Genomic DNA, 14,423 nt, shown 5'->3' with positions numbered 1-14,423 from the left:
CCGAGGCATTCCTGGCCGTGCGTTCCTATGTGGGCACCGCTCTGAAGCAAGGCAAAAACGTGTTCGATGCCTTGGGTGAATTGTTCGCCGGGGATCCTTGGCTACCCGCCACCCCCTGACCAGTTACCTTTTTGAGCCTAATACTTCACCTAGAGAGGCCACGCGTCGGCGGCGTCAGGGTAGGCCCGGCCGAGCCGGTACCGAATCGGTTCACATCTCCAGTCAACGCCTCGGAAGAACGCGCCGCCCGCCGGTCAGTTCCCGTCGAGGTGTTCCAGCTTGCCCGGGGGAAGCACGCGCGTGTAGGTCCAGGCGGCGGCGACGAAGGCAACCAGGAACGCCACCTTGGAAACGCCGATCGCATCCCCGGCGATTGCCTCGGCGGCGAGGCAAACGGTCGCCAGCATCGTTGCCAGTCCGATGCCGGCGACCCCGGATCCAAGGGACACGAGGCCGACGGCAATCATTTTTCGGTCTGGTACCGGTGGCCGGCCCTCAAGAAACCGAGGGCCGTGGCGCCGCCGATCGCGAACGCACTGGCGGAAGCGGCGACGATGATCGCCAGGACGAGAGTGGTCGAGCTGTACCCGGTGCCGTCGGGACCCGTATGTCTGGCCATGTGCTGCGGCGTCGAACCCAACAGAAGCAGGTGGATGGCGGTGACCGCGGCGAGGGTCCACGCCGGTGCTGCCACCAGAAGCCGGAGCACCTTCTTGCCGGCCAGCACTCCGGTGGTTGGTGTCGTTCCGGATTCCCCGGTCATCATGTTCCGTCTTTCCCGGCGCATCTCGGAACGGTTGCCGGATCAACTTTGGGGCATCCGTCACTGTGGCAGGGGCCCGGAGCCAGGCCGGGCCAGGAAACGGTTTGCCCGGTGGCCTAGCGGAGGAGATCCGCCTCTGTCAGTGCCCTTGCCACGGCCGCCCGCCCGGTGCCATCCAGTCCCCGGACGGGGGCGGGAAGGTTCCCCGCGGAGACCAGGCCAAGGTCCTCGGCCACGGCGGAAGCCACCCGGTAGCTTCCGAACCGGGCCATGAGCTTCCACAATGGATCCAGCTCCAGGGACAGGGAACGTGCCAGTGCGGTATTGCCGGCCGTCGCGGCGCGGGTGATCGCCAAGCACCGCTCGGGCAGGATTCCCGCAATGACGCTGTACCAGGCATCGCAACCGGCAAGAAGGCCATCCGCGGCCGCCCCGTCGCCGCTGACGCCGATGGTCACGTGCCCGGGCACCATGGCCCGGAGACGGGAAACCCGGGTCATTGCCTGCTCGGAATCGGCCGGGACCGGGGGAATCTTGATGGAGGCAATGCCGGGCAGCTGCGCAATCCGCGCGTGCAACTCGTCGCTGACGACCACGCGCGTGGTCGTCGGGTTGTCGTAGACGACCAGCGGAACCGAGAGAATCGCCGTGACATCCTCGTAGAGCCCGAAGACCTCGTCATCGGTCAGGGCCTGATAGCTCATCGGGGCCAGCAGGACGGCGGCCGCACCGCGATCCTGGGCGTCCTCGACATGGCGCAGGACATCCCGCGTGCGCAGGGCGCCCACACCGGCGAGCACCGGGACGTTTCCGGAGCCGGCCACGGCCAGCTCGACGGCGCGGGCGCGTTCGGCCCGGTCCAGGTAGGCGTAGCTGCCGGTCGAACCGAGGACACAGATGGAATCGACGCCGGCGGCCGCGACCCGTGCAACGAGACGTTCGAAGGCGGGCTCGTCGATGCCGGTGTCGGTGAGCGGGGTCAGCGGAAAGGAGCTGAGCCCGGTGAACATCGTCGATGGCTTCATGGTCACCGAGGATATATCAGTTTTTCCGGCTTACCGTTGGCATGGGGTTCCGCGCCCTTGCAGGGTGGGCGAATGAGCGAGCGGACGCGGCGCCTGGCCGCCTTGTGACGGGACTACCTGGTCATCCTGGCTTGGATGATCGTCCTTGGCCTGTTCGGTCCGATCGGCAGCGAGTTGCTGTATTTCCTGCTGCTGACGTTCGTGGTCGGCTTCTACCTCCACAAGACCGGGTCCGGCGCGCACCGCAGCACCTGGGGCAAGCGCCGGATGGGCCTGGGGCTCATCGGCATTGAGGGCTCGGTTCCGAAGCGGACGAAGATCCTGCTGCGCACCGTCGTGAAGCCCTTGCCGTGGGAGAACGCCCACTTCTTCATCTGGCAGTTGATGGGTGTCATCCATCGCGAGGGCAAGGAGGCCACCCCCGGGCGTGGATCTTTGTGGGGATGCATACGGCGACGGCAGCTGCCATCGTCTACATCGCGATGGTGATTGCCACCGGGCGTGGTCCGCACGACCTGGCCGCGGGCACCAGGGTCCGCTTGCGTGCGGTTCGGGCCTCCTGAAGGCCGGGGTCAGGCCTCGCGCGTGGAACCGCGCACCATGAGCGTGCTCTCGAGGGTGACCTGCTGCGTTTGAAGTTCCTCGCCGTCTATCAGCCGCAGCAGCTGCTCGGCAGCCCGCCGGCCCAACAGCTCGCCGGGCAGGTTCACGCTGGTCAGGGACGGGGAGCTGGTTCTCGAGTAGGGCAGGTCGTCGAAGCCGGTCACAGCGAGTTCGCCGGGGATCGAGATCCCCGCGGCGCGCGCTTCCTGCAGGACGCCGTAGGCGTGGGTGTCGGTGGCACAGACCACCGCGGTGACCCCTGCCTTCTTCCATCGGGGCCAGGCCTCGGCAAACGCATCGGCGGCCAGTCCCACGTTGATGGTGGTGGCGGCCAATGCGCCGGCGGGGATTTCCATGCCGAGTTCGGCAGCGGTTTCAAGGAACGCGGTGCGGCGCAGCTCGAAGGTGGCGGTGCCGGTGGTGCCGTCGAGGTACGCGACTTTCTTGTGGCCGGCCGCAGCCAGGTGCCCGGCCACCAGTCGCGCGCCGTGGGCGACATCGAGGTTCACCGCCGGGATCTCCGGGCCGAAACCGGGGGCATCGAGCAGCACCAGCGGGCCGGGGGCCGAAAGCTCCTCAAGGAACGAAAACTCGGGAGCGTCGACCAGCAGGCCTGCCGGGCGCAGGCCCAGCAGCCGGCGGGTGTCATCGGCGCTGGGCAGCTGGCCGGCATCGGTGACCGAGAGCAGCAACTGGTACTTGGAACCCAGCGCGGAGCGCACCCCGGCAATGACCGTGGCAAAGAAGGGGTTGGAGATGTCCGGTGCCACCATGATCACGGTGTTGCTCACGCCCCTGGCCAGCGAGCTTCCGATTCCGTCCACCACGTAGCCCAGGGCGCGGATGGCCTCACGGACCTTGGTCTCGTTGGTGGTCGAGACCCGGCCGCTGGCCTTGCCGTTGGCAACCAGGGACACTGTCGCGGTGGAAACCCCTGCCCGTTCGGCCACCATGGCTGCCGTGACCCGTCGCCGACTCGGTGGGTTGGGCCGTGGCTTTTGGGTCGAATGCATGGCTTTTATCTTAGTCGAGGACCGGGCTTCGCGACCTGATTGGCGTCAAGCGTTTGACTAGGGTGTTTCCGGACGATTAGTTAAGCGTTTGACGTGCGGGTGTGGAAGGTGCCAGAATTCCGGTGAAACAGCATTTCCTGTCCACGGCCGCAAAACCGCGGGCAGGGGTATCCCCGAAGATGTGGAGAACGACAATGGGTGCACCCATCGCTACAACCGAGCCGCGAAAGATCATCCTGGACTGCGATCCGGGACATGACGACGCCGTTGCCATCCTGCTGGCGCATGGCAGCCCCGCCATCGAGCTGCTTGCCGTCACCACCGTGGTCGGCAACCAGACCCTGGCCAAGGTCACCAAGAACGCCCTGGCAACCGGAACCATCGCGGGCATCACCGGTGTTCCCTTCGCCGCGGGCTGCGCCCGCCCGCTGGTGCGCACCATCGAAAACGCGCCCGACATCCACGGCGAATCCGGCATGGACGGACCCAAGCAGCCCGAATCCACCATCGAACTGGATCCCCGCCACGCGGTGGACCTGATCATCGACACCATCATGGCCCACGAGCCGGGCACCGTGACCCTGGTCCCCACCGGCGGTCTGACCAACATCGCCATGGCCGCGCGCAAGGAACCGCGCATCGTCGAGCGCGTGAAGGAAGTCGTCCTGATGGGCGGCGGCTACCACGTGGGCAACTGGAGCGCCGTGGCCGAGTTCAACATCATCATCGACCCCGAGGCCGCACACATCGTCTTCAACGAGAAGTGGCCCGTGGTCATGGTCGGGCTCGACTTGACCCACCAGGCGCTGGCCACCGACGAGGTCGTCGCGCAGATCGAGGCAGTGGGCACCGGCCCGGCCAGGTTCGTGCGCGAACTCATGGACTTCTTCAAGGCCACCTACAAGGACGCCCAGGGCTTCGATTTCCCGCCGGTCCACGACCCCTGCGCCGTGGCCTACGTGATTGACCCAACCATTGTCACCACCCGCAAGGTGCCGGTGAACATCGAACTGGCCGGCACCTTGACCCTGGGCATGACCGTTGCCGACTTCCGCGCCCCGGCCCCGGCCGACTGCCACACCTCGGTGGCCGTTGACCTTGACCACGAGCGCTTCTGGAACCTCGTGACCGACGCCCTGGTGCGCATCGGCGAGGTAGAGGTCGCAAACGCATGAGCGCCCTGACCGAGAAGGCCCCCCTCGTTTCCCGCGGCGGCACCGCGGCGCTGACCGCAGCCCTGCTCACCGCCTGCGTGGCTTTCCAGCTCAACGCCTCGATGCTCAGCCCCGCGCTGGTCACCATGGGCGAGGAGCTGGGCACCGACCAGGCCGCGATCGGCCTGTCGCAGACCTGGTTCTTCACCACCGCCGCCCTGTTCTCGCTGTTCCTGCCCCGTCTTTCCGACGTCGTGGGCCGCAAGCGCATCCTGGTCATCATGATGCTGCTGACCGCCGTCGGCTCCGTCGTCGCGGCCCTGGCCCCGAGTATCGGCTGGCTCTTCGCCGGACGCATCATCCAGGGCATCTCCGGCCCCACGGTGCCGCTGGCCCTGCTGATGCTGCGTTCCGCAGTGCCCAACCCGCGCCGCTACGGCGCCCTGATGGGCCTGGTCCTCGCCGTCAACGGCGGGGTCGCCGGCGTCGACTCCTTCCTTGGCGGCTACCTGGCCGAGAACCACGGCTTCCGCTCCATCTTCTGGTTCATGGTCGTCCTGGCCGTCGTTGCCGCGGCTGCCGTGGCCCTGCTGACCCGCGAGTCCAAGCCGCAGGCAGGCACCAAGATGGACTGGCTAGGGGTGTTCTTCATCGTCGTGGCCGTCGGTGCGCTGCTCACGGCCCTGAACGAGGCCGCCAAGCTGGTCGGCGGCATCGACCCGGCCACCGTCATCCTGTCGCTGGTCCTGCTGGCCGTGTCCGCCGCGGCGTTCTACGGCTTCTGGTCCACCGAGAAGCGCGTGGCCGAGCCCATGGTGCAGCTCGAGCACCTGCGCCAGCGCGCCACCTGGGCCCCGTTGCTGACCACGGTACTGACCATGACCGGAATCTTCGCGGTCATCAACGGCATCGTCCCGGCCTACGTGCAGGCCGCCGGGGCCGGCTTCGGGGTCGGCCCCACGCAGACCGCGCTGCTGATCCTCACCCCGTACGCGCTGCTGGGCTGGATCTTCGGACCCATCAGCGGACGCCTGGCCCCGGTCTGGGGCTATAACAAGGTGCTGCGCATCGGCATGCTCGGCTCGGTTGCCGCGCTGCTGGTCATCGTGTTCTTCGGCATGGATTCGCTGCCCCTGATGATTGCCGGCACCGCGCTGCTGGGCATCATGTACGCCGGAACCGCCAACATCATGCTCAACGGCTTGGGCGTGGTGCTCTCGCCCAAGGGCAATCCCGGCTTCCTGCCGGGCATGAACGCCGGAGCCTTCAACCTGGGCGCCGGGTTGAGCTTCCTTGTGCTTCCGGCAGTGCTTGTGGGAACCTCGTCCCTGGGCGACCGCGCTTCCTACGTCACCGTGGTGGTGGTCGGCCTGATCATCACCGTGGCTGCCTTCGCCGCCTCGTTGCTGATCCCCAAGCCCGTCGACGCAGAGGTGAAGTAGTTGGATACCCAAGCCCCGGGCCACCAGCCCGGCAAGATCGTGGTGGTCGGCTCGCTGAACGCCGACCTGACCATTTACACCGAACGCCTGCCCGAACCGGGGGAGACCCTGCACGGTGAGGGCTTCACCGTGAACCCCGGCGGCAAGAGCGCCAACCAGGCCGTTGCGGCCGGCAAGCTCGGGGCCAACGTGTCGCTGGTGGGCGCCGTGGGCCGGGACGCCAACGGGGCCATGCTGCTCGAATCCTGCGCCGCGGCCAATGTGGAGATGTCCCACGTGCGCCAGGTCCCCGGTGTGGAAACCGGCGTCGCCGTGGTGACCGTGGATGCCTCCGCGGAGAACACCATCGTGATTTCCGCCGGTGCCAACGGAACCCTGTCCCCGGGCGACGTCGCGGAAGCCGGAGCCGCCTTCGAGGGCGCCGCGGTGCTGTGCCTGTGCCTGGAAGTGGACCTGGACACCGTCGAGGCCGCAGCGAAGGCCGGAGCGGACGCCGGGGCCACGGTGCTGCTGAACCTCTCCCCGTACGCACCCATCCGCCCAAGCCTTGCGGCGCTGTCCGACGTCTTGCTGGTCAATGCGCACGAGGCCTCCCAGTTCCTGGACGGGGAGCAAATCCCGGGCCCCGACGCCGAGGCCCCGGCCTGGGAACCGGTGCTCGGGCACCTGGTGGCCCGCGGGCTGCCAAGCGCCGTGGTGACCCTGGGCGCGGCCGGCTCGGTGGTGCTGGACTCACGGGCCGAAGCGGGCAAGCGCATCGTGCGCATCGCCCCGACCCGCGTGGATGCGGTGGACACCACCGGTGCCGGCGACGCCTTCACCGGCGGGCTGGCCGCACGCCTGGCAGCCGGGGACCCGCTGGCCGAGGCCGCCGCCTTCGCCTCGGTGGGCGCCGCGCTGGCGGCCACCAAGAAGGGCACTCAGGCCGCCTACCCGGATGCCGCCGAGGTGTTCGCCAGGCTCAACGCCTAGCCGATTCCCGGCCCGCCGACCATGCGCCGGCTCCCTCCCGGGCCGTTCCCCGGGAGGGCGCTGGCGCTTGTTTGTTGCGGCAGGGGTTCAATGAAGGACCAGGGCCTTGGTGGCGGCACCGACCGGGTATCCCAGGGCCAGGGTGACCGGGCGCCGGGTGACCGATTCCGGCACCGGTAGCTCGTGCGTGGTTGGCGCCAGATCGGCGCTGCACGGGCCGGACGAACCGCCCCAGGTGATCAGCGCGAACCGATTGCCCTCCTTGAGCCGGGGCGCGGACGGCTCCTCCGTCGGGATGGCCGAGTTCTGGGCATCGGCCACCGTGGATCGCAAGCCCCGTTCCACCTTTTCGGCAACGCTCACCGGCCCCGAAGATCCCGCCAGCAGGATGGAAACGACCCCTGCGCCGCGTCTTGCTTTCCTCACGGGTGCGACCTTTCCTTGAACCTGCTCAGCGCAGCGGCTCCGCCGCGCCTTTCAGGGTGATCGTGTCGCGCCCGCGCACGCCCTGGAAGCTGTATTCGCCCCAGCGTACCGACTGCGACTGCTGGTGCCCCACGGCATTCCAGTCCCAGCCGAGCACCGCGGGGGAGTCGTGGCCGCATTGCGGCGGGTAGGACTCCATGACGGTCGTGCAGTACACCGGACCGCTTCCGTTATCCAGCACCATGCCGGCGAACGCCCGCTCGGGCGCGGGTGAAAGCGCGATGAGCAGCGCAAGAACAGCAAGCACCAGCGCCACCGGAGTCATCGAGAAACGCTCCGGCTTGGACCGGGAAATCGCATTCATCGCCACCCCAAGTGCCAGATAGGCGAACACGACCCAGATTCCGACCCGGGAGAACCCGGCGGGAAACAACTCGATGGCGCCCGCCCGGTCCAGGGCGAGCAACGCGATGAACCCATAGACCAGCACGGAGAACACCGAAGCGAACCGGAGGGGAACCGGCAGCGTGCCAGGATGCCGCCCACCCCATGCGAACCGGCCCCACGGGGCGCCGAACGCCAGGGCCAGCTGGAAGAGGACCAAAAGGGCGAGCACTGCGGTGAATACGACGGCGGTGGTCATGCCCCGAAGCCTACTCGGCTCCGGCACTTGGGGATATCGCGAGGCATCCGCTGATCCTGCCGGAAGTGTGAACCGCGCCCGGAACCGGGAAAAACAGGTACAGGCACGGATGTTGCGCGCCGTACCCGCGGCGTACCGTGGCTGCCATGAGCGATCCAACAGCCGGGTCCCGGGGCGCAGGACCAACGCCGGAAGCGACCCGCCGCACCTATCTCTTCGCACTCAAGGACGCCGGCGGCACCGTTCCGCCGGAACTCGGCGTCGCCCGGCGGCTGGCCCGCCGAGGGCATGAGGTCGTGGTGCTCGCCGACGATTCCATGGAAGACCAGGCGGCCGCTGCCGGGGCCTCGTTCCGTTCCTGGACCGATGGCCACACCGGAGAGGTCCGTGACTGGGCGCTGCACGGCCCGATGGCCCTGGCCCGGGACATGTTCGAAAACATGATCGGGCACCGGGCCCCGCAGCAGGCCAGTGACACTGCGGAGGCCATCGACGAGGTGCGGCCGGACCTGGTGCTGACCTCGTTCTTCGCCTTCGGCGCCATGGTGGGGGCCGAGGCTCGCGGGGTTCCCTTCGACGTCCTGATGCCCAACACCTACCCGCTGCCCGCCAAGGGCATGCCGCAGGTCGGCACCGGCTTCACCCCGGCGAAGGGGCCGCTGGGTGCACTGCGCGACCGCGTGACGTCCTTCGGCGGCACCAGGTTGGCAGACAGGTTCGCGCTTGCCCCGTTGAACGAGTTGCGTGCCGATCACGGGCTGGCCCCGGTGCCCAACACGTGGGCCCAGGTGCATCGCGCCAGGCGCCAGCTGATCCTCACCTCCTCGGCCTTTGACTTCCCTGCCGAGCTTCCGGCCAACGCCCGCTACGTGGGACCGATCCTCGATGACCCGGCCTGGACCTCCAACGCCCCGTGGGCCCCGCCCTCAGGCGAGGAGCCGCTGGTCCTGGTGGCCATGTCCTCGACGTTCCAGAACCACGTCCAGTGCATGCAACGCATCGTGGACGCACTCGGGAGCCTGCCGGTGCGCGGGCTGGTGACCACCGGCCCCGCGGTCGACCCCGGACAGATCCATGCGCCGGCCAACGTGGCGGTGGTGGCCGCCGCGCCCCACCACCAGGCCATGGCTCGGGCCAGCCTGGTCATCACCCATGGAGGGCACGGCACCGTGGTCAAGGCGCTGGCGGCGGGGGTGCCGCTGGTCATTCTGCATCACGGTCGCGACCAGTCCGGAAACGCCGTCCGCGTCACCTCCCGCGGTGCCGGTGTCGAGGTGTCCCGCCGCGCCTCGGCCGGCACCATCGCCCGGGCCATCGCCACGGTCTCGGGAAACGACGACTACCGCCTCTGCGCCCGGCGGCTCGGCGTGGACATCGCCCGCGATGCGGCCGACGAGTCGCTTCTGCTCGAGGAATTGGAATGGTGAATGCCTTTGGCCGACCGGATGATTATGCCGCGTTCAGCCGACCATCGATTTGTCTATTTAGTACAAATATGCGATAATTAAAGACCTCCTCAAGGGTTGCTAGAAGAGCGTGAGCCGTCGAATTGATTCGCACAGCCGCTCAAAATCCCATGCGGACCCAGGGGAGGTTCGGACAGTGGTCCCGGGATGCATTGGTCAAGGCCGGATGCAGCGCTGATGGCAATGCCAACTTATCCCGAGCTCCGCAAACGGCCGCTTGGATCGGGTAGCCCCGAGGGCGCGCCGTGCGATTCGATGAGGCAAGCCTGCCGGAATTCATTGCCGGCACGTTTCGCTCGCGCATCGATGCGGGTCATCGAGGGCGCGCAGCGGCCAGGCACGTTGCAGGCTTGGCCACATGACGAGGACTGTCCGAAGCGCAGGAACGCCCCTCCAATGGTGTCGGGGCATGCAACGGAAACAAAGCAAGAAACGGAACGGGCCCAGGGCTTGACGCCTCCCGGCGACGAGCCTGGCACTTCCGGCGGTTGATAAGAGAAGGGGCAGAAGCCCGTCAAATCGCCGCATTGTCATGAAAGGACGAATCATAATGACACCAGGTCATGAAGCACTCATCATTACGGCCTTCACGATGATCGGACTACTGAGCGTACTGACTTTTTCGATGGTCGCTCGTTACCGCAAGGCACACAACGAGCATGAAGAGCCGGGCACCGAACAGGTCGCATAGGTTTGAGGTTGGCCCGGGAATGAACGTCCCGGGCCAATGCACGGTACAAACGGGTGTGTCCGCCACTGGAGTGGCGGGCACACCCGTTTTGCGTTTGGCCGGTCGCAGGTCCCGGCAGGATGCTCTTGAAGTGTTTGACCAGCCAGTGCCAGCTTGGCGGAGTGACCTGAATCTGCAGGACTACCGCCAGTACGCTCAATACTCGGTCCACGCCATCCAACGATAGGCCCTGCCGTCATGTTCAAAATCCGTGAATACCACCCGGCGGACGAACGGGGCTGGCCCGAATGCCGGCTGCTCAGCTTCCTGGACAGCAACTTCTACGACGAAGTCCGCACAGACCGCAGCGACATCGAGGCCCGAACCTGAGCCTGGTGGCGGAGGACAATGGCACGATCGTGGGCCTGCTCGACATCGAACCGAACGGAGATTCGGCAACCATTGATTCGATCGCCGTGCATCCAAGTGCCCGGCAGCAGGGGATTGCGACGGCACTGCTGGCCGAAGCCCTGCCCCGCCTGCCGTTCGGGACCAGGACCCTGGATACCTGGACCCGGGAAGACGCCGCGGCAAACGGCTGGTACCAGGGCAACTGTTTTGAAGAGGCCTACCGATACTACCGATATCTGCACGTGTACAAGGGAGACAAAGATCCGAATGAAGGGTTCCAGGGCCCGTAGGGGTTGTCCCGGCCGGTGCCGGCCTTCATGCATGCCGATATCAAGGACGAGGAACCAATGCGCCGGGCCTTCAAACGGGTCCATGTGTGCCGGCAATACGTGCGGCAGCTCGGCCCGGCCTGATTCTTGTCCCGGCCAATCGCCCTGGGATGGCCGGAAATCCATCCCTTGGCCGCCCACCGGCCGAAGACGGGTTCGAGGGGCACGCACAGGATGCCCGGCGGGTTCTGGCCGTAACGGGCAAAGACCGCGTCCCGGTCCGCGAACCTGCCCAGCAACCGGTCAACCCGGGCCAGGTCGCCGGGCATGCAGGATCCCTCGGCGCAGCCGCTTGCCACCCAGCTGGCGGATCCGGTGGCGATGGCATCAAAGAGGGTCTCGGCTCCCTGGTTTGCGAAGGCCGGGGCCGGGTTCTTGGCATCCGCCACGAAGAGATCCGAGAGATTCATCCAGGCCGAATCGACCAAGAAATCCGGCCAGGCGATAAGGATGCGTTGGGGGACCGCGCGGCGCACATACCTGAACCGCGGATGCCAAAACGATCCATGGATCAGCAGGGCCTCCGAGCGGGTGGCGATTCCCGCTCCTCGCGCCAACGCCTCCAGCAAGGCAATGCGCTGCGAACACGCACCCCGGCACTTGGCCAGCGTGGCCGAAGCCGGCTGGGTTTCGTTGAGCGAATACACGGGGCGGATCCGCTGCTGGATCCACCGGTGGGCCTCGCGCAGGAACTCCAAGTCGCTGCCGGTGCCGACCCGCAGCCGGGCGCCGAGATCCAGCAACACCGGGTCGCCGCCGTCAATGATGGGGGTGAAGCGGGTCGTGCCGACCGCCGGATTGCCGCAGAAGGCGTCGGCACGGCGCAACCGGGCTGTCGTGGTCAGGGCGCAGGTCATGGGACCGGGTCTGCCACGCCAACCGGTCAGGAATCGAACAGCAGCGCCAGACCCCCGGAGCCGATAAACACCCAACCGGCAACCACCAGGATTCCGATGGCGGACATGGTCCAGATCATTTTCTGCTTCTCGGTCATCCCGCAATGCTATCCGGCATCCGGCTTTCACCTGCCGGTCACCGCAAATTCGGGGCGGCTCACCGAGTGTTGGAACCGTTGGCGCCAGGCGAGCGCAAAACAGGACGAATGTGATGCAATCAAGGGCTAAAGTGGCGCAGGCGACACGAGGCCAGTGTGTCGCACATCCTAGGAAGGGCAGCCGTGCACGATCGGATCCATTACTCAAAGTTCCTTGACCTCCGCATGTCGGCCGAGCAGGCCGCAGACCTGGTGAAGCCGGGCATGACGGTGGCCATGAGCGGGTTCACCGGTGCCGGCTACCCGAAGGCAGTCCCGGGAGCGCTCGCCGCGCTCATGGAAAAGGAGCAGGCCGGGGGGAACCCGTTCAAGATCAACGTGCTCACCGGCGCCTCCACCGCCCCGGAGCTCGACGGGGTGCTGGCCCGCGCCGGCGGCATGGAGCTGCGCCTGCCGTACATGTCCGATCCGGATCTGCGCCGCCGCATCAACGCCGGCGAGATGGAATACATGGACATCCACCTCTCCCATGTGGCGCAGCACGCCTGGTTCGGCTTCTACGGCAAGATCGACCTGGCCATCATCGAGGTCGTCGGCGTGACAGAGGACGGACGGCTGATCCCTTCCTCCTCGGTGGGCAACAACAAGACCTGGCTGGACATGGCCGACAAGGTCATCCTCGAGGTCAACACGCAGCAGTCCGCCGCCATGGAAGGCATGCACGACATCTACTACGGCACCGCTCTGCCCCCGCACCGCAAGCCGATCGAGATGACCACTGCCGACCAGCGGATCGGCGAGCCCTACCTGCGGGTTGACCCGGCCAAGATCGTCGCCGTGGTGGAAACCGACGCCCCGGACCGCTTGAGCCCGTTCGCACCCGTCGACGAGACCTCCAAGCAGATCGCCGACCACCTGCTGGACTTCCTGGACCACGAGATCCGTGCCGGACGGCTGACCGACAAGCTGCTGCCGCTGCAGTCCGGCGTGGGGAACATCGCCAACGCCGTGCTCGCGGGTCTGGCCCGCGATGGCTACAAGGGCCTGCAGGCCTACACCGAGGTCATCCAGGACGGCATGCTGTCCCTGCTCAAGGACGGGACGATCGGGTTCGCCTCGGCGACCTCCTTCTCCCTGTCCTCCGACGGCATCGACGAGTTCAATGCGCACGTCGACTTCTACCGCGAGCGCATCCTGCTGCGCCCCCAGGAGATCTCCAACCACCCGGAGCTGGTGCGCCGGCTGGGCTGCATCGCCCTGAACGGCATGATCGAGGCCGACATCTACGGGAACGTGAACTCCACCAACGTGGTCGGCTCGCACGTCATGAACGGCATCGGCGGCTCGGGCGACTTCGCCCGCAACGGCTACCTCTCGGTGTTCATGTCCCCCTCGACGGCCAAGGGCGGGAAGATCTCCGGCATCGTGCCGATGGCCAGCCACGTCGACCACACCGAGCACGACACCATGATCCTGATTACCGAACGCGGGCTTGCCGACCTGCGCGGCCTCTCGCCCAAGCAGCGCGCCCAGGTCATCATCGACAAATGCTCTGCCCCGGAGTACCGCCCGATGCTGCAGGACTACTTCGACCGCGCCAAGGTTTCCAGCTACGGCAAACACACCCCGCACCTTTTGGGGGAGTCGCTGTCTTGGCACCAGCGCTACATCGACACGGGCGACATGCGCCCCGGAGCCGCACGGGAATAGTCCCTTTCCATCGCCATCCGTCCGCGTTTTCCTACGCGGGAACGGCGTTGTCCTGGTCCGGCCCGAAGGCCAGCGGCCGCTGCGGGGTGGCACCGTGCGGCAGGACGGTGTTGGGCTGGGCCGGGACCAGCGGGTTCAGGCCCATGGCCGTGCGGTACCAGGAGGATTCGGTGGACACCCAGATGGTCATCGGCAGCCCGGTGAAGTATCCGGTGTACTCGCGTTCCGGCGTCCACCGGGCGGAACGCTCGTAGTAGCCCCACGAGGCCTGGTTGCGGTTGTCGATGACGGTGATCGGGGTGCCGCCCATGGACAGGGCATAGGTGAGCCTGGCCTCGGCCATGTGCTGGCGGATGCCCAGCCGGCGGTAGGCGGGGTGCACGAACATGCCGCCGAGTTCCATGGGGCTGGGCACCATGGTCGGTGCGGTCACGGAGGTGTGCACGATTCCCACTCCCACCCGGGTGCCCTCGTGCAGCGCGGTGACCACGAACCTTGCTTGGTCCATGCGTTCGTGCCAGCGGGCATCGGGGTTCAGTGTGAGTGCGGACAGGGCATCACGTTCGGTGCCGGTGGGCACGGAATAGGACAGGGAATACTCAATGATGGGAAGCACTGGGAGCGGTCCTCTAGGCGAAATAGAGCGAACAAAAGAAGTGGTTCCCGGAATTACGCCGGGCCGGTTCTTTGGCCGGTAGGGGACCGCTGCCGGCGGCTCCCGGCAGCTTCCTTGTAGGGCCCAGTTTGGGCGTCGAAGATTTCGACAGTGAAATTATTACCCGCCGGAAGCCCCGTTGTAAAC

At 66.9% G+C, this 14,423-nt stretch carries 16 protein-coding genes; 8 read left to right on the top strand and 8 right to left on the bottom strand.

The annotated features are described in order from the left end of the window. Window positions 1-254: 254 nt before the first annotated feature. The 3 genes from DQ353_RS11010 to DQ353_RS11000 form a co-directional block, all read right to left on the bottom strand. Window positions 255-449: a hypothetical protein gene (locus DQ353_RS11010; protein WP_146755237.1), complete on the bottom strand. Its 195-nt coding sequence runs from the start codon at window positions 447-449 to the stop codon at window positions 255-257. A gap of 14 nt (window positions 450-463) precedes the next feature. Next, window positions 464-766: a hypothetical protein gene (locus tag DQ353_RS11005; RefSeq protein WP_181578340.1), complete on the bottom strand. Its 303-nt coding sequence runs from the start codon at window positions 764-766 to the stop codon at window positions 464-466. A gap of 113 nt (window positions 767-879) precedes the next feature. Next, window positions 880-1,788: a dihydrodipicolinate synthase family protein gene (locus tag DQ353_RS11000; protein ID WP_353616688.1), complete on the bottom strand. Its 909-nt coding sequence runs from the start codon at window positions 1,786-1,788 to the stop codon at window positions 880-882. A gap of 135 nt (window positions 1,789-1,923) precedes the next feature. Here DQ353_RS11000 and DQ353_RS10995 point away from each other — a divergent pair, with 135 nt between their 5' ends. Next, complete coding sequence (locus DQ353_RS10995) at window positions 1,924-2,277, top strand: hypothetical protein (protein WP_113762792.1); 354 nt, start codon at window positions 1,924-1,926, stop codon at window positions 2,275-2,277. 83 nt (window positions 2,278-2,360) lie between these two features. Here the strand turns inward: DQ353_RS10995 and DQ353_RS10990 are convergent, their stop codons facing one another. Next, window positions 2,361-3,404, bottom strand: a complete 1,044-nt coding sequence (locus tag DQ353_RS10990) for a LacI family DNA-binding transcriptional regulator (protein ID WP_113762791.1) — start codon at window positions 3,402-3,404, stop codon at window positions 2,361-2,363. Window positions 3,405-3,598: 194 nt separating this feature from the next. On the opposite strand from DQ353_RS10990, the gene uriH reads away from it, so the two are divergent. Genes uriH through DQ353_RS10975 form a run of 3 tightly spaced genes read left to right on the top strand, consistent with a single transcriptional unit; the run spans window position 3,599 to window position 6,972 of the window. Further along, entirely contained in the window at window positions 3,599-4,579 is a 981-nt protein-coding gene (uriH, locus tag DQ353_RS10985; RefSeq protein WP_113762790.1) for a uridine-preferring nucleoside hydrolase UriH, read from the top strand. Continuing rightward, window positions 4,576-6,000 carry a uridine transporter UriT gene (gene uriT, locus DQ353_RS10980; RefSeq protein WP_113762789.1) on the top strand — a complete coding sequence of 475 codons (1,425 nt, stop codon included), beginning with the start codon at window positions 4,576-4,578 and terminating at the stop codon, window positions 5,998-6,000. Before uriH ends, uriT begins: the two co-directional genes overlap by 4 nt. Further along, a complete protein-coding gene (locus DQ353_RS10975) occupies window positions 6,001-6,972 on the top strand; it encodes a ribokinase (protein WP_181578339.1) in 972 nt (323 codons plus the stop codon). A gap of 87 nt (window positions 6,973-7,059) precedes the next feature. Here DQ353_RS10975 and DQ353_RS10970 read toward each other — a convergent pair whose 3' ends face one another. Together DQ353_RS10970 and DQ353_RS22280 are read right to left on the bottom strand one after the other, a co-directional pair. Beyond that, a complete protein-coding gene (locus DQ353_RS10970) occupies window positions 7,060-7,398 on the bottom strand; it encodes a hypothetical protein (RefSeq protein ID WP_113762788.1) in 339 nt (112 codons plus the stop codon). A 25-nt stretch (window positions 7,399-7,423) separates the two neighbouring features. Then, window positions 7,424-8,041 carry a hypothetical protein gene (locus DQ353_RS22280; RefSeq protein WP_286166759.1) on the bottom strand — a complete coding sequence of 206 codons (618 nt, stop codon included), beginning with the start codon at window positions 8,039-8,041 and terminating at the stop codon, window positions 7,424-7,426. A 146-nt stretch (window positions 8,042-8,187) separates the two neighbouring features. On the opposite strand from DQ353_RS22280, the gene DQ353_RS10960 reads away from it, so the two are divergent. The 3 genes from DQ353_RS10960 (at window position 8,188) to DQ353_RS22270 (ending at window position 10,878) form a co-directional block, all read left to right on the top strand. Next, complete coding sequence (locus tag DQ353_RS10960) at window positions 8,188-9,468, top strand: nucleotide disphospho-sugar-binding domain-containing protein (RefSeq protein WP_113762807.1); 1,281 nt, start codon at window positions 8,188-8,190, stop codon at window positions 9,466-9,468. Between the two features lie 967 nt (window positions 9,469-10,435). Next, complete coding sequence (locus tag DQ353_RS22275) at window positions 10,436-10,567, top strand: hypothetical protein (RefSeq protein WP_286166758.1); 132 nt, start codon at window positions 10,436-10,438, stop codon at window positions 10,565-10,567. A 5-nt stretch (window positions 10,568-10,572) separates the two neighbouring features. Beyond that, on the top strand, window positions 10,573-10,878 hold the full coding sequence (locus DQ353_RS22270) for a GNAT family N-acetyltransferase (RefSeq protein WP_286166757.1): 306 nt from the start codon (window positions 10,573-10,575) through the stop codon (window positions 10,876-10,878). Here the strand turns inward: DQ353_RS22270 and DQ353_RS22265 are convergent. Beyond that, window positions 10,815-11,774 carry a transglutaminase domain-containing protein gene (locus tag DQ353_RS22265; protein ID WP_113762787.1) on the bottom strand — a complete coding sequence of 320 codons (960 nt, stop codon included), beginning with the start codon at window positions 11,772-11,774 and terminating at the stop codon, window positions 10,815-10,817. The two genes, DQ353_RS22270 and DQ353_RS22265, sit on opposite strands and share 64 nt — an antisense overlap. Before the next feature lie 320 nt (window positions 11,775-12,094). On the opposite strand from DQ353_RS22265, the gene scpC reads away from it, so the two are divergent. Beyond that, entirely contained in the window at window positions 12,095-13,621 is a 1,527-nt protein-coding gene (gene scpC, locus DQ353_RS10945; protein WP_113762786.1) for a succinyl-CoA:acetate CoA-transferase ScpC, read from the top strand. 31 nt (window positions 13,622-13,652) lie between these two features. On the opposite strand, the gene DQ353_RS10940 is transcribed toward scpC, so the two are convergent. Next, window positions 13,653-14,237 (bottom strand): GNAT family N-acetyltransferase, encoded by a 585-nt coding sequence (locus DQ353_RS10940; protein ID WP_113762785.1) that lies wholly within the window; start codon window positions 14,235-14,237, stop codon window positions 13,653-13,655. Window positions 14,238-14,423 lie beyond the last annotated feature (186 nt).

This window comes from Arthrobacter sp. AQ5-05, assembly GCF_003287975.1.
GTDB lineage: Bacteria > Actinomycetota > Actinomycetes > Actinomycetales > Micrococcaceae > Paeniglutamicibacter.
The sequence above is the reverse complement of the archived record's forward strand: the minus strand, read 5'-3'. Positions and strand labels throughout refer to the sequence as shown.

Bases quoted from the DNA above. Each gene is read 5' to 3' on its own strand.
- DQ353_RS22275 (WP_286166758.1), top strand. From the start codon at position 10,436: ATGTTCAAAATCCGTGAATACCACCCGGCGGACGAACGGGGCTGGCCC.
- DQ353_RS10960 (WP_113762807.1), top strand. From the start codon at position 8,188: ATGAGCGATCCAACAGCCGGGTCCCGGGGCGCAGGACCAACGCCGGAA.
- DQ353_RS11005 (WP_181578340.1), bottom strand. From the start codon at position 766: ATGATGACCGGGGAATCCGGAACGACACCAACCACCGGAGTGCTGGCC.
- uriT (WP_113762789.1), top strand. From the start codon at position 4,576: ATGAGCGCCCTGACCGAGAAGGCCCCCCTCGTTTCCCGCGGCGGCACC.
- DQ353_RS10990 (WP_113762791.1), bottom strand. From the start codon at position 3,404: ATGCATTCGACCCAAAAGCCACGGCCCAACCCACCGAGTCGGCGACGG.
- DQ353_RS11000 (WP_353616688.1), bottom strand. From the start codon at position 1,788: ATGAAGCCATCGACGATGTTCACCGGGCTCAGCTCCTTTCCGCTGACC.
- DQ353_RS10995 (WP_113762792.1), top strand. From the start codon at position 1,924: ATGATCGTCCTTGGCCTGTTCGGTCCGATCGGCAGCGAGTTGCTGTAT.
- DQ353_RS22265 (WP_113762787.1), bottom strand. From the start codon at position 11,774: ATGACCTGCGCCCTGACCACGACAGCCCGGTTGCGCCGTGCCGACGCC.
- DQ353_RS22280 (WP_286166759.1), bottom strand. From the start codon at position 8,041: ATGACCACCGCCGTCGTATTCACCGCAGTGCTCGCCCTTTTGGTCCTC.
- uriH (WP_113762790.1), top strand. From the start codon at position 3,599: ATGGGTGCACCCATCGCTACAACCGAGCCGCGAAAGATCATCCTGGAC.